At 36.0% G+C, this 14,805-nt stretch carries 11 protein-coding genes; all 11 read right to left on the bottom strand.

What is annotated here, in order from left to right; all coding sequences use genetic code 11:
• Positions 1-19: 19 nt before the first annotated feature.
• A complete protein-coding gene (locus tag ACM03V_RS16785; RefSeq protein ID WP_414621938.1) occupies positions 20-1,144 on the bottom strand; it encodes a DegT/DnrJ/EryC1/StrS aminotransferase family protein in 1,125 nt (374 codons plus the stop codon).
• A 45-nt stretch (positions 1,145-1,189) separates the two neighbouring features.
• A complete protein-coding gene (locus ACM03V_RS16780; RefSeq protein ID WP_414621937.1) occupies positions 1,190-1,843 on the bottom strand; it encodes a sugar transferase in 654 nt (217 codons plus the stop codon).
• Between the two features lie 340 nt (positions 1,844-2,183).
• On the bottom strand, positions 2,184-3,362 hold the full coding sequence (locus ACM03V_RS16775) for a glycosyltransferase family 4 protein (RefSeq protein ID WP_414621936.1): 1,179 nt from the start codon (positions 3,360-3,362) through the stop codon (positions 2,184-2,186).
• 2 nt (positions 3,363-3,364) lie between these two features.
• Positions 3,365-4,540, bottom strand: a complete 1,176-nt coding sequence (locus ACM03V_RS16770) for a glycosyltransferase (RefSeq protein WP_414621935.1) — start codon at positions 4,538-4,540, stop codon at positions 3,365-3,367.
• Positions 4,541-4,544: 4 nt separating this feature from the next.
• A complete protein-coding gene (locus ACM03V_RS16765; protein ID WP_414621934.1) occupies positions 4,545-5,903 on the bottom strand; it encodes an O-antigen polymerase in 1,359 nt (452 codons plus the stop codon).
• A 54-nt stretch (positions 5,904-5,957) separates the two neighbouring features.
• On the bottom strand, positions 5,958-7,049 hold the full coding sequence (locus ACM03V_RS16760) for a glycosyltransferase (protein ID WP_414621933.1): 1,092 nt from the start codon (positions 7,047-7,049) through the stop codon (positions 5,958-5,960).
• A 36-nt stretch (positions 7,050-7,085) separates the two neighbouring features.
• Complete coding sequence (locus ACM03V_RS16755; RefSeq protein WP_414621932.1) at positions 7,086-8,003, bottom strand: glycosyltransferase family A protein; 918 nt, start codon at positions 8,001-8,003, stop codon at positions 7,086-7,088.
• A 187-nt stretch (positions 8,004-8,190) separates the two neighbouring features.
• Positions 8,191-9,573, bottom strand: a complete 1,383-nt coding sequence (murJ, locus tag ACM03V_RS16750; RefSeq protein ID WP_414621931.1) for a murein biosynthesis integral membrane protein MurJ — start codon at positions 9,571-9,573, stop codon at positions 8,191-8,193.
• Between the two features lie 12 nt (positions 9,574-9,585).
• Positions 9,586-11,028, bottom strand: a complete 1,443-nt coding sequence (locus tag ACM03V_RS16745) for a DUF4832 domain-containing protein (protein WP_414621930.1) — start codon at positions 11,026-11,028, stop codon at positions 9,586-9,588.
• 99 nt (positions 11,029-11,127) lie between these two features.
• Positions 11,128-13,191, bottom strand: a complete 2,064-nt coding sequence (locus ACM03V_RS16740) for a polysaccharide biosynthesis protein (protein ID WP_414621929.1) — start codon at positions 13,189-13,191, stop codon at positions 11,128-11,130.
• A gap of 1,022 nt (positions 13,192-14,213) precedes the next feature.
• Positions 14,214-14,732 (bottom strand): acetolactate synthase small subunit, encoded by a 519-nt coding sequence (ilvN, locus tag ACM03V_RS16735; protein ID WP_414621928.1) that lies wholly within the window; start codon positions 14,730-14,732, stop codon positions 14,214-14,216.
• Between the last annotated feature and the right edge of the window lie 73 nt (positions 14,733-14,805).

Below are 14,805 nucleotides of genomic sequence, written 5' to 3'. Positions count from 1 at the left end.
GATAGTTGTTAGTTGTTGATTAACTAGATCGTAGAGAATTTGCGTACATAGATGAATCAATCTCACCTGGAGTAAAAAATTCTTTTATAATCGTTACAACTCGTGTCACGTCATCTAAGGAATAACGTTGATCTGTAGGTATTGTTAAAATTCGATTTGATAAATCGATTGCCTCTAGATCGTTTGATGTCATTCCATTATGGGGTTGTGGCCAATGAATTGGTGGGAAAATACTCTTAGCAATCAGATATTTACGTAAAGAGTCTCTAACTTCACGATTTAGACAAACAATAATACTATTAAAAGGTACCGAACCATTTTCCCAAGAGCTAAAAAGTGGTTGCCAGTTTTTCTCTTGCTTGGATAAAGCCAAATTGAGAAAATGCTTAATATTAGCTTCCCGTCTTCTTCTAAACTGCTTTACGTCCAAGCTGCTTAAAACATTTGCTGAGAAAGCAGAAATCCGATCGTTGCTGACATCATCGAGACTCTCCTGACTCTCAATTTCAAGCTGTCGATAGGTATCTTTACTAACATTACCACCACTCAGATAAGCTCGCTTTAGCAGCATTGCACTCAAACGCTTATAAGCCCCATCTGACTCAGATTTGGACGCTTTCGGTAACGGTAAATTTTTCCCAGACCAAATTATTGCCCCATCGGGTATTGGTAAAGTTTTACGCAGAGAAGCCATTGCGTAATCGGCTTGACTCTGCAATGCCCAAGTTGAAAAAGGGTCGTGGCTATGGTCTTCAACTAAAATTACATCATCATGTTTTTCCTGCCAATCATACCAAACTTCTGGTGATTTAGTTCCAAACAAATTGACTGCTAGGACTAAATCTCCATAAGAAGCATCAAGCGTATCAAAATCGGGATACTTTTGAGTTGGCAAATCTCTGTACCAGCAGATATCGAAAGCCTTGGCAAGTTTGGATGCTGCTTCCATACAGAAAAAACACGGTAGGTGTAGTCTTAGTTTTTTGTCACGCTTCTTATTAAGAATTTTCTCCAAACCAAACAAGCTGGCGCATCCAGTAGAGAATAATTCGTAATCCGACGGTAAATTAGCTGCTTCTCCTATAGGACTAATAAAATCATTACTCCAGTCAAACTCGGAACCTACCTCCCACAGTTGTTTCATTTGTTTTTACCTCATCAAAATTACGTTCTTTATCCTCAAATCAACTCAGCCATTCACTTTGCTACCCATAAATTCTGCACCAGTAGCGTGCCCTGGTTGGGTGATTTCTTCTTTCCGCAAGACTTTTACTACTGTCATCAAGATAATTTTTAAGTCTAACCATAGACTCCAATTATCTACATACCAAACATCCAATCTGAATTTCTTTTCCCAATCTCCATCGAGTAATCTACGCCCATTAATCTGCGCCCATCCGGTGATACCGGGTTTTACTTCATGACGACGCGCTTGTTCGGGAGTGTAACGTTCGAGATATCTTACTAATAAAGGGCGAGGTCCGACAATACTCATGTCACCTTTGACAACATTCCACAGTTGTGGAAGTTCATCTAAACTACTTTCCCGTAAAAATTCACCAAAAGCACTCAGACGTAATTCGTCATCCAATAAATTACCCTGAGCATCCCGCTCGTCCGTCATGGAGCGAAACTTGTAAAATCGAAAAATCTTACCATCCTGACCGGGACGAGGCTGACTGAAAATCAACGGGCTGCCCATGCGAAAATAAATTGCGATCGCCACTATCAATATCAGAGGAGAAAACATTAATAGGGCGATCGCTGCAACAACTCTATCCAATATAGATTTTATGATGCGACTACTTTTACTACGCTCACCCTGTAATTCTTGAGCAATCATAAATACATCCCTTTACTTCAGAATTCAATTCAACCAAATATCTTTGCAGCAATTAGCTGGTAAACCTTTCTAAGAATTACATCGTAATGAAAGCAGACGGATTGACTCTAATAAGCTGCTACACATTACTAAACTAATGACACCCAACAAAACGAGGAAAGCATGAATTCGTCCGCTTTCCGTATTAAGTAAAATATTTTTTACCTTTTTATTGGTGCAAAATATGAATAATTACGTAATTAAGATTGAAAATTAAATCTTCAATCCATAGTAAACATAACTAAAATTAGTTAATTTTTGTTGCCAATTTGGCAGTAATTTGTTTTTGCAAGATTTATGATTAACTGTTTTGTGTTGAATATTCGTTGATTTGCTTGGATTTTAGAGATAAGGCTTCGTTGTATAAGCTTTCATGAAGTTTGATAATGTGAGGCAAGTTGAAATTATTCATGTGTTCTCGTCCTCGTTTTCCCATTATGGAAGCGGATTGAGGATGATTTAGCAAATATTTGATTGCATCTGCGAGTTTTTCTGCATTTCCAACAGGGAAAAGAATTCCACACTCGGATGAAATTAGATCTCTAGTTCCGCGAATATCGCTACCAATAACAGGAGTTTCTAAAGACAATGATTCCATAACACTTCGAGGAAGCCCTTCTTGTTCGGAAGCAAGGATAGTAGCAAAAGCCGCTCTCATCAAAGTTGGAATATCATTCCGGTGTCCGAGGAAACGTATTTTTTCTTTTATTCCTAATTGATTTGCTAACTGCTGCATTTCTTCAAGTAAATCTCCATCTCCAGCAAAAGCCAAACAGGCATCAGGAGGATTGACACTAGCAAATGCCCTCAAAATATCTTGTGGATGCTTGCGAGGGATAAATTCAGCTACCGATAAAAAAAGTTTAGTATCGGTACGTAAATTCAATTCTTGACGTACTTTCTCAACTTGAGATAGAGAAGTAGTATGAGAACTGTAATAATCCAAATCTACGCCAATTCCCGGCGTATATCGAATTCTTTCCTGGGAAATCAACTTATGACGCTTTGCAGCTTCCTCGTCCTCACGATTAATAGTAACTAAATAGTCAGTCCAATTCCCCGCAATCTTTTCTAACCCAAGGAAAGCCGTATTTTTTAAAGCTGTTCCACCACTATGGAAGTGAAAACCGTGGGCTGTGTAAATGACCTTTGTTTTTCCTCGCTTTCTGTAATTTCTTAGAGCATAACGGGTAACAAAAGCAGCTACCGGAGTATGAACGTGAACTATATCGTATTCCCCTTGCTCCACAGCTGCTTGAATTTGACGCGGTGCAGTGACTAAATTTTGTGGGCTTAAAGGATTGCGCGACCATTTTACCTCCCAGAGATGGTCAAACTCCTCTTGACATTTGTCGCAATCATAAATTCCACAAGCCATTGCATCAACTCGCCAACCTTGAGCGCGGAAATGTCGCGCAAATGGTAGTAGAAAGGCTGTGAGGGTATCTGGAATGGTAGTGATGATTAAAAGGTTTTTCATACTTAAATAGAAATTATATTTTTAAATGCTGTTTCGTACAATTTCTCATATCTATTTACGATAGACTTTAAAGAAAACGATGCAATGACTCTTTCTCTTGCTTCTTTTCCTAAAGCTTGTCTACCTTCTACACCGACACTCATCAAATCTTTCCAAGCTTTAGCTAATGCTTTGGAGTCTCTTGGAGGTACAATTTTTCCCGTATTACCAACAATTAATGCAGAATCTCCCACATCTGTCACTACACAAGTTACGCAACAAGACATTGCTTCTCCAATAACTAAAGGAAAAGCTTCGCCAAATGCAGAAGATAAACTGAGAATATCTAAAGCTGGGATAATCCGGTTCATATCACGTCTTTCTCCTAATAAATGCACGCGATTAGTAAGATTTAATTTGGTGATTAAATTAGTTAAATTTGTATTATTAAAGTCAACATCAGTCCCAGCTAAAACGAAATGAGCTTCAGGGTAATCATTTACAATCAATGCAGCAGCCTGGAAAAAATTAGCATGATCTTTCATCGGGTGAAAGCGACCAATTAATCCTATCAATACACTTGATTGCGATAAGTTTAATTCATCTCGTAATTCTCTTTTTGCAGTAACCGAAGGCTTAAATAAATCAGTATCAAAACCGTTGGGAATTACACAGATATTATCAGAGTTGTATCCTAATTGTTCGTGTAATTTCTGACTATTTTCAGAAACAAAAATAACTTTATAATTAAATTGAGATATGTTAGCGCCGACTTTTATAATAGCTCTAGTCATGATTCTTTCAGAGCTTAGGGAAGTCGGACAATGATGAATACTCCAAAAAACAGGAACTTTACCCGCAGAAAAAATACTAGTTAACTGTGCAGCTAAGTTTCCATGATACATCCAGCCTTGAATTATATCAGGTTTGAGTCTATTAACTGTTTTAATTAGCCTTAAAACAGCAGCAAGTGTAGGTTTTCCTTGCTGCATTTTAATTGTATGTAGTGGTATTTTTAAAGCTTCAATACGATTACCCCATACACCACCATCTATCAAAGAAACCACAATAGGACTAAATTGCTGTCTATTAATTTTTGATAGTAGATGATAAAGCATAATTTCAGCACCACCCATATCTAAATCGGTGGTGATAAAAACGATTACAATTTTATTTGCTGATTTATCTTTGACTAACATAAATTTATGGCAACTGCTTAATTTTATCTCTGCTAAATTTATTTATTGAAATTCGACTTCCTACTGCAAACAATATAAAAATTGATAATAAATAACCAAAATCTGCAAACAAGAAAATTTCTGGATCTCCTGCGGTAAAAAAATCTATCCAAATCTGTGCTGCCATTACATATAGAAAAGGCATCCAAGCAGCTTGATTCAGATTATTATAAAAAAAGTTTTCTAGAAAACAACCAACCCAACCATAAATAAAACAAACAATTATTAATCCCGGCCAGGAAAGACTGTAAATACCAAAAGCAAACATCCCTGTTGGAATCATAAAATCATTATTCCCAGCAATATAACGAGTATTGAAGGTTGATAATGTTTCCGGTATTTCAACTTCGATTAAACGTTCTGGAAGAAAAGAAATTATTCCATAATACCAATCTATAAATAAACGTAACGGTAAATCTGCTTCCAAAGCCGCTTTCAAAGAATATATTTGATACGAGAAGTTTGCTACTAAACTACTAAAACCGTCAGAATCTTCTGATTGACTTTCTATTGATGTTACAAGTAGTTCTAGAACGGAATCAAAGCCATCTTTTATACCACTCAAACTGAAAAAAAATGCTTTTCCGTATAAAATAAAAAGAATAGATGGAAGTAAAAGAGAAATAGTTAGTAACCAAGGTACTTTTTTACTAACTATAATTTTTACTAAATAAAAAGTTAAGAAATAAATGATTAAATGTGCGCGACCACCAGTAATTGTAACTCCAATTACTGTACTGAATGCTGAAATTACAAATGCTGTATATAAAAATAATTTGTGTTTTCTTGTTTTTTTGTCAAAAATAAAAGCAGCTAATAAATACGAAGGACAAAATGATAAAAACATAAAATGCTTGAAGAATACTAAAGTTCCTCCTTCAGCCACAGCCGTTCTGATAAAAGTAGCTTTAGATATAGCACTCATAAGTCCACCAAATTGATAAGCATATATCTGTACGGATATACATGAAAATAGCAACAGAAATATTGCTATTCTTAAAATCTGTTTATCACCTTGCCATGTAACAGTTGTTTTTCTAGCATAATTTTTAGCAGAAATACTATAAAAACCAATAATAATAACAAAATATCCTAAGAATATTGCTAGCAAAACTTGAGCATCATAAATACTAAACTTAAAAGCTCCGGTGTATTCGCTCCCATCAAAAGCTAAGTTAGCTGACATCAAAAAAGCGGGAAAAGGATACATTAAGCAAAACATTAAATTAAAAAAGCTCAAAAAGTCAAATACTACTTTCTTCTTTCTAACAATTTCTATAAATAGAATAAATAATGTTAGTCCTAAGTATGCTATTGCCAGCATTCGATTCTCCTAATTGAGCTTTTTATAAACATGAATAATTATTTTTTCTGTATTTCAATTTTTTGCTAATATATTTAAGTATCTTGAAGCAGCTTTATCAAAGGAGAAATACATCGCTCGTTGAGTTAATAATTTTTTATCTACAGGCGAATGAAGAACGTTTAACATTTTTTGAAAAAGAGCTTCTACATCACCCATAGGAACCAACTCTCCATATTTACCTGCGTCTAAAATTTCTCTCGGACCGCTAGGACAATCTGTAGAAATAACCGGACAACCGCAAGCCAACGCTTCAATTAATACTGTCGGTAAACCTTCCCATAAAGAAGAAAGTATAAATGCATTTGCCTTATTCATATATTTATAAGGATTTGCGACAAAACCAGGCATGGAAACATCATCTCCTATACCTAGTTTCTCAATCAACATTTCCAATTCATTTCTTAATTCTCCTTCTCCCAAAATCATTAAGCGAGCTATTTTTTTTTGTCTTAATAGTGCAAAAGCTTTAATAAGAGTAACAAAATCCTTTTGTGCTGTAAGTCTTCCTACTGCAACAAAGATGGGAGGAGCATCTTCTTGAAACCAGGAATGTTTTAAAGGTGCTTTGGCTTTAGAAATCAGATTTTCATTAACTACGGGATTATATATTGTCTTAACTGTACCTTTTTTTAAACTAAGTTGAATTTCTAAATCGTCCGATACAGCCTGAGAAACTCCAACTACATGATTTGCACGAGGATAAACTAATTTCATCAATGGTGGAACCAGTTTAGCCCGCATCGATTTAGATTTGGATGCTGAAAAAGTATTATGTTCCACCAGTATTAATTCAGTTTTGGTAACTGCTAAGTCTTTCGCTAAAACAGATATGACATTAGTATGAGACATATGGGATATTAATGCCTGTGGTTTGTATTGTCTTAAGTAACGGCACAAAGGTAAAATTGCATTAATAACTCTTCCTGCTGCTAAATCTATAATACGTACTTGTTTAGGTACTTGACTTAAAAGAGGTCCTTCTACTGCTGCTAAAATCAAATCTAAATTAACGTCTTGTAAAAGCATTTCTTCTAGCAGATTTATAACTACTCTTTCAGCACCCCCACCTTCCATACTCGGAATAAAAAAAGCTATGTGTTTCATAAATAAATCCACGTTATATGTTAGTTAGTTTTAGGTTTATTTGGAAAATTGATATTTATCTGATAGATAAAAATAATAGCCTAAAGGCAAAAGCATAATAGTTAAAAAACTGTAGCCGGAATCTAAAATTATTTTATGTAATTTAACTTTGCCATGCACAGAAAAACGAATATAGTTGATAGTTTGCCGTACTTTCCATTTTATTGGTACGGGTAATTGACAATATTCTTTATAATACATTATAGTTGCCCGGACACTATTTACGCGCACTTTAGTCATTGACTTTGTTAAGCTATCATCGCCTAATTCTCGATAGATTCCCAACTCTTCATTAATAAATCTTGTTTGATAAAAAAGGCTAATTCTGTTCCAAATTAAGTCTTCGGGAACGAATTTTTCATCAGCAATTTCTGGAAACGTAAATTTTTTTAGAATATTAGTTTTTTGAAATCCCCATTTTTCTCCAAAAATTCGATATTTTGTTCTAATCTCAAACGCATTAGAATCAATTATATCATCGGGAAACTTATCTCCAATTAATTGACCTTTTGTGTTTACACAAAGAGCAGTCACCGCAGAAAAATTATTTCTTTTCTCATTTCCAATTAAATCCCAATGAAGTTTAAATCTTTCTAATGCTTGAGGTACACATCTATTATCAGAGTCCAAATTCAAAAATAATTCTCCTTTTGCTTCTTTTACTCCACGGTTAAATGCTATATGTTTACCTTTATTATTTTGCCAAATGTACCGTATAGGAAATTTATTTGTTCTTTGCCATTGCTCTACTCTTTTTTTCGTATTATCTGTAGAGCCATCATCAACTATTAGCCATTCAAAATTTTGAAAGGTTTGATTCTTTAGACTTTCATAAACACCATCTAAAGTATCGGCACGATTATATGTAGGAGTGAAAACTGTAAAAATATATTGATTGTCTACTCTAGAAGTCATTGATTCTGTTGCAAAAAGTGTAATTGTGTATTTTAAGTTATTCTTTGGGGAAGTTAATGCTAAGTTTAATCAAGCAGATTAAAATTTTATACTTATAGTGGTTAGATTTTTTTCAACATAAATAAATTATTTATCATCTCATTTAATATTTGCGCGTGGAACCAACAGCGATAGACCTAAAAAAATATTAATTGCATTTATTTTGCATTTTGCGATATTTCTTTAATTGTTTATTTACCGCTACAAGTAAATATAAAAAAGAAAACAAATATACACAGCTAGTAGATAAAGCTATACCTTTTATACCCAGCCATTGTATAAATAAATAGTTTCCCAGAATATTTACCACTAAACCAAATCCTGAAACCCACATTAATATCTGATTCTGTTGCATTGAGGAAATTAATTTTAAAAGTAAAATACAACCTATATAAAAAGGTATTTGCAAGGCATAAAAACTTTGTATCTGAGCCACCAAAACTGTATCTTCGCTCGTAAATGAGCCTCTTTGGAAAAATAGTTCTATAATAGGTTGTGCATAAATAAACATTATTGCTGCTAAGGGTACTGTAATCAAAAAAATAATTAACAGATAATGTTTAAGAGTATGACTTACGCCTTTCCAATCCCCAGACGCAACCATTTTTGAAAAGTAAGGAATAACAGCAGTGCCTAAAGCTAAACTCATCAGACTAATAGGAGAGATAATTAGTCTATTACCGTAATTTAATGCTGCAACACTACCAGGTGATAACATTGCTGCCATTACCTGATCTACAATACCGGCGCTACAGGTCATCAAAGACCCTGCAATCATTGGGGCATACTGATTGCTAGCTTGACGTAGGTTTGAGTCGAATCCATACCATTTTGGGTAAAGTGAAATACCTTGCTTATAAAGCCCTACACCTAAGATTACTATTTCTACTAATGCACCGCATAATAGCGCGCTAGCGAAAGCAAATATTCCCCAAGATTTCAATCTTAATAGAAATGCGATTGTGATTAAGGGAGTAACGACTGGCACCAACGCAAACAAAGCAAAATGCTCTCGGGCATTAAACACAGCACCCCAAATTGCACTAATGCCCGACAGCAGAATAAAAGGCGCAATAACTAAAAGTAGATTAAATGTTAAGCTCAACTTTTGGGAACTCAACCCCGATGCAATCAATTGCAGATACACCGGAGCGGTTATGACAACGAATACACCTGCGATTACTAGCAGCCCTATATTACATCTGGTTGCACTACTGAAAAGTTCTTGACTTGCTTTTACTCCTTGTTTGTGAAGTACCTGAATATAGGTAGGTATAAAGGCAGAATTAAAAGCACCAGTAGTAACATTGATGACAAAGCTAGGAATTGCTAGGGCAATGTAAAATGCGTCAAGCTCATCTTGCGTACCAAATCTCCAAGCCACTAACAATTCTTTTGCCATAGCAGCTATTTTTACTAAAGCTGTTCCTAAACCAACCGTAATGGCTGCGCCAAATATTTGCCTACTAGTAGAGCCGCTTGTCAATTTTTTCCAAAAAGTAACTAAGTGAGAGTATTGCAGATTTTTCATTATGTCTGGTAACTAACGTGACTGAAAATAATCGCTGCCCGAATAGGTATCTGCTTCTGCCTGTGTATCAATAACAATGCTACGTAACAAAGAGTTGTATCCTGTAGACTCTTCCCAAACATCAACATTTGCTAACCTAATTGAATATTCTGGTCGATTGTACAATTTAGGTGTAGGGTCTGGTAAATTCAAAAAGATATCATACTCTCCGGCCGTGATATCTTCAGGTAAACCAGCTTCTACATTTACAGTATTACTGCTACCTGGCAACCACCTACGAGGATCTTCATTCACTCGCAAATAATACTCTTTGTTTGTTTCACGGTTACGTAAAACTATTTCTAGTAAACGTGGGTTGTAAGGGCTAGCCCATCCAATATTCTCAACTTCCAACTTGGCAAAAAACTTGTCACCCGGTTTGAAAATGTCAGGAATTTCTGAATTTACGAGCTTAAATCGATAACCTAAACGGCGTTTGATTTCTTCTATACAACCTTGGTTTCTCCAAGTATCTAAAACGCCTTCATCGTAACTGTAATTTATTGCACTCCAACGCATCCGTTCTAATTCTTGCAAGGCATTATCACAACCGATGTATGGCTGTGCTTGACTATCAGAGTTACAGGTTTCGCCTCCCTGGACTAAATATTGATTATCTTGGTTCAAGAAATTTTTTTGTTGTTCTATAATGCTTTCATCAGTATCCTTATAAGTACCCCAATTATCTATACTAGCTAAAAAGCAATCGTTATGAGCTCCGGTTCTGGCTCGATTGGAACCGTTAAAAGCTTCTGAAGAAGTTAGAGGACTTTCAGTACCATAAACTTCTGTTTTATCAGCTGGATAACGTAAAGCCACCATTCTTTCAGATGGAACTACGGATAATAATTTAAAAAGAATATCTTTTTTATCTGTAATATTAAGCAAATCGTTTGTTGAACGATTCCACTCTCCCCAATATCCAATAAAACCTGAATGTAAGTATGCAATAGCATCATAGTTTTTCTGAAGTATTGGTTTTAGCTGTTCCATATGAGAAAGGATTTCATCTTTTGGAGCATCTTCACCTCCTCCTTGCCAATTGTAGGTGAACCGAATAATTAACTTTACTCCAGCTTCTCGTGCAGTTTGCAAATCTTGCAATACCAAATTTAGAAAAGACTCCGGTAGCGGTGCAAATCGATCTGGTATTAGATAAATCCGACGAACTAAACTCAAATTTTCATTTCTAGCTTTTTTTAACTCCGAAAGTTGTAAAGGAGAAAAAGCTTTATTTTGATATGGCTCTGGATTAAAGGGAATATAAAATCCCCTTTCTGGATTAGGGAAATTATCAAAACTTTCGCTATACGAAGTGTTTACCGTATGAGCATTTAAAGGCATGATACGGCAGCCATAAGCCATACTAGTAATAGCGATTAAAGATAAACTACTGACGTACTTTTTGAGGCTCATTTTCATACCTTTAGTATTCCTAAACACATCCCGTGAATATAAAGTTTTATAAACACATAATTACCACAGTACGAGCCTTTTTTTCTTCCTCCAAAAGATTTACGCCCTTTTTGGTTCAACTTTTCTCTTATTGCTTTCATCTAAATTGTTTACAGCATAATTGCTGTTAGTCAAATCTTCTTTGTGCCCCCAATCATCCAAATACTTCGGCTTATACCCCGGTACCAATTGCTCCAACAAAAACTTGATTGAATTAGTATCATTTTTATCCGCAGCTTGACGAAGTGCATTTACGGAAACATTCAAAGTAGTCGGTATAATTCGACTCGAATTCTTGACCATAAACAGCTTTTCATGTTCTGTGGGGTCGTATTCTTCTCCTTCTATAAACAACTCTTCAAACAATTTCTCTCCCGGTCGTAAGCCTGTAAAAACTATGTCTATGTCTTTGTTTACTCTGTAACCAGAAAGCCGAATTAATTGTGAAGCTAAATCAACAATTTTTACAGGTTCGCCCATGTTGAGCATCAGTACTTCACCACCTCTACCCAAAACTGCTGCCTGTAAAACTAGCTGTACTGCTTCAGGTATAGTCATAAAGTAACGACAGATATCTGGATGAGTTACGGTTATCGGGCCACCTGCGGCAATTTGTCTTTTGAAGGTAGGAACTACGCTGCCCCTACTACCCAAAACATTACCAAAACGTACTACAAGGTAAGATTTACCGCTTTGTTTCGCCGTTTGCAGTACTACCATTTCTGCAACTCTCTTACTAGCACCCATGATGTTAGTAGGATTTACCGCTTTATCGGTGGAAATCATCACAAAGTGTTTGACGTTGCATCGCAATGCTTCTTCCACCAAATTCTTAGTACCAATCACGTTGTTAGTGATTGCTTCTGGGGAATTCATTTCCATCAAGGGCACGTGTTTGTGTGCTGCTGCATGGAAAACTACATCGGGTTTGAATTTATCGAAAGCGTGTCTGAGTCTATCCTTAAACCGGATATCAGCTATAAATCCATGAATTCGAGTTGCCTGTCCACTGCTTCTGCTATCGTCTTTTAAGAATTGTACTAGCAGATTCAATTCTTGCTGGATGTTAAAAACAGAATTTTCACCGTGCCCCACCAACATTATTTCTTTGGGATGACAAGAGCAAATTTGACGACAAAGTTCGCTACCTATCGAACCACCTGCACCCGTAATTAAAACTCTTTTTCCATTGATAAATTCAGCAACTTTTTCAATCTCTGTCTGCACGGGTTCCCGTCTGAGTAAATCCTCGATTCTCACATCTCGGATACTGTTTAAGCTGACTTTACCGTTAAGGATTTCGTTTATCCCCGGTAAAGTACAAGTTTGTATTCCGGTAGATTTACAAATATCGACGATTTCCCGAATCACTTCCCCCGCTACCGAGGGCATTGCGATAATTACCTTATCTACATTTAAAGGTTCTAAAAGATCGGGAATCGAATGGCGATCGCCAACTACCTGAACTCCTCGAATACGTGCGTTTAATTTGGTTCGATCGTCGTCAATAAATCCAACAGCACGAAAACCCAAATCATAGTTTTTCTGCATTTGTTCTACGAGACTTACTCCAGCACTTCCCGCACCGACTATAAGTACTCGTTCGCCTTGATGGTGAAATCCAGGGCTAAAAGCGATACGGGAATTTTTACTTCTCTCAACAACCCGAATGCTAAAACGTAACCCACCAATGAAAATACATGAAAGCAATCCATCAATATATGGTAGCGACTGTGGCAATCTATCTACAGCCCAAGGTACGGTGAAATCCACAACATCAAATAACAGAGTTTGCATTACCACCGCAGCTACTATTAACATAGCTACATAAGTCAATTCTTCTACACCCGCATATCGCCAATAACGACGATAAAAACCAAAACTATAAAAAACACCAATCTTAACGGCTAAAAAAAGCAATGTTGCCGTTACTAAATCGGGTATGTATGTTTGAAGAGCTAAATTGCCATCTAATCGCAGTATCAGGGCTAAAAGCGGCGTAATCGCGAAAACAATAATATCGAATATCAGTAAATGACGGTTTCTCAGCTTCAATAAATTCCTTAATAAAACCTTTGTCGATTTATCAAGTAGCCAATGAGAAACCATGAATAAACTATTCATAGTTCTAAATACCTCCTGGAAAATTTGCCACAAGCATACCCTCAAGTACAATCATCAGAGCATCAATTGGTAATGCCATCAATGTAAATTATTTGCACGCAACACCAGATATCTCTATCAGAAAATAGATAGAGCAATATAAAATCAGAGAGGGCAAACAACCAACCAACCATTGAATTGACTTAACTATTGCACTGACACTGACTTATAAAGCACATTTGCTTTGCAAAATATGGACTAAGTTAATTATTAAAACCATTACTTTTTTACTTGGTAGATGTATTTTATCTCCTTAAATAATAAACAGTGTTAACTACACACAGGAGTACCTTCATGCACTTGCGATCGCGAATTATCTTAAATAAAAGGTTCGGAGTAATTCTTATTTCATCCCGTTTTATAGTATCAAAGTTAGAAAATACCAAACTTTTTCTACTATTACAACTTCCTTTAAAAGCAATATGTCGTCATTCTCGAATGAATTTATTGCTTCGCCAGCCATAGAATTTTTACATTGCCACTCAGCACCAAAAAATTGTTCTATAAAAATCAGCAATTTTATAACTGCCTACTATTGAGCATTCATAGATCGTACAGATTAAACCACACACTCCTCATAAACACAACCAAAAGTTAAGCAAGAAATTACCAAAAAAAATAATTCTTGCTGTAACGGATTTATCTGTTTTTTTTATCTCAATATAATATTTAACAGTTTTTTGGAACTGAGTCATGCCAATTTGGCATTAATTTGATGCTTTCGTAAATCAACAGACAATTTTTGATTAATTATGGAGATATTAGGGGAGAGGAGATAGGGGGATGGGGAGATAATTACAGGACTTACGCAACCGTAACAATAAATTAGGTATTCCCAACGTTAAGATCCCCCCAACCCCCCTTATTAAGGGGGGCTTTGCGTAAGTCCTAAATAAAATAAAATAAATTGAATTATTTATGATTCATTCATCGAAGCACTCCTACTACAAGCCCCCGATTTAGAGGGATTTTGCCCACTTAAACTAAACTTTCGCTTGTAAAGACTTGAGCCATTCTGTATTCACACCAGACTCGCGAGTTAGTGCAATTCTTCCGGTACGCGCTATTTCTCGCAAACCAAACTTTTGCAGCACCTGCACGATCGCGACTATTTTTCCTGGATCTCCAACAACTTCCACAGTTAAGGAATCTTCTGCAACATCTACTACTCGCGCTCGGAAAATCTGAGCTAATTCGACAATCTCCGAACGATTAATACTAGTAGCATTAACCTTAATCAACATTAATTCTCGTTCCACACAGGGAATTTCTGTGATGTCCTGAACCTTGAGAACGTTAATTAACTTATATAATTGCTTCGTAAGTTGTTCAATAATGCGGTCATCACCAGGTACAACCATTGTAATTCTGGAAATTCCCTGTTGTTCGGCAGGACCTACGGCAAGACTTTCGATATTAAAGCCACGACGCGCAAATAAACTCGAAATTCGCGAGAGAACTCCCGCCTCATCTTCTACAAGTACCGAAAGCGTATGTTTCATCAGTGAGCAGTTAACAGTTAACAGTTAACAATTAACAGTTATCAATAAATAGTTGTTTCGTTAGAGTATAGGT

The sequence above is a fragment of the Calothrix sp. CCY 0018 genome (genome assembly GCF_963920925.1).
Taxonomy (GTDB): domain Bacteria; phylum Cyanobacteriota; class Cyanobacteriia; order Cyanobacteriales; family Nostocaceae; genus Rivularia.
The sequence above is the reverse complement of the archived record's forward strand: the minus strand, read 5'-3'. Positions and strand labels throughout refer to the sequence as shown.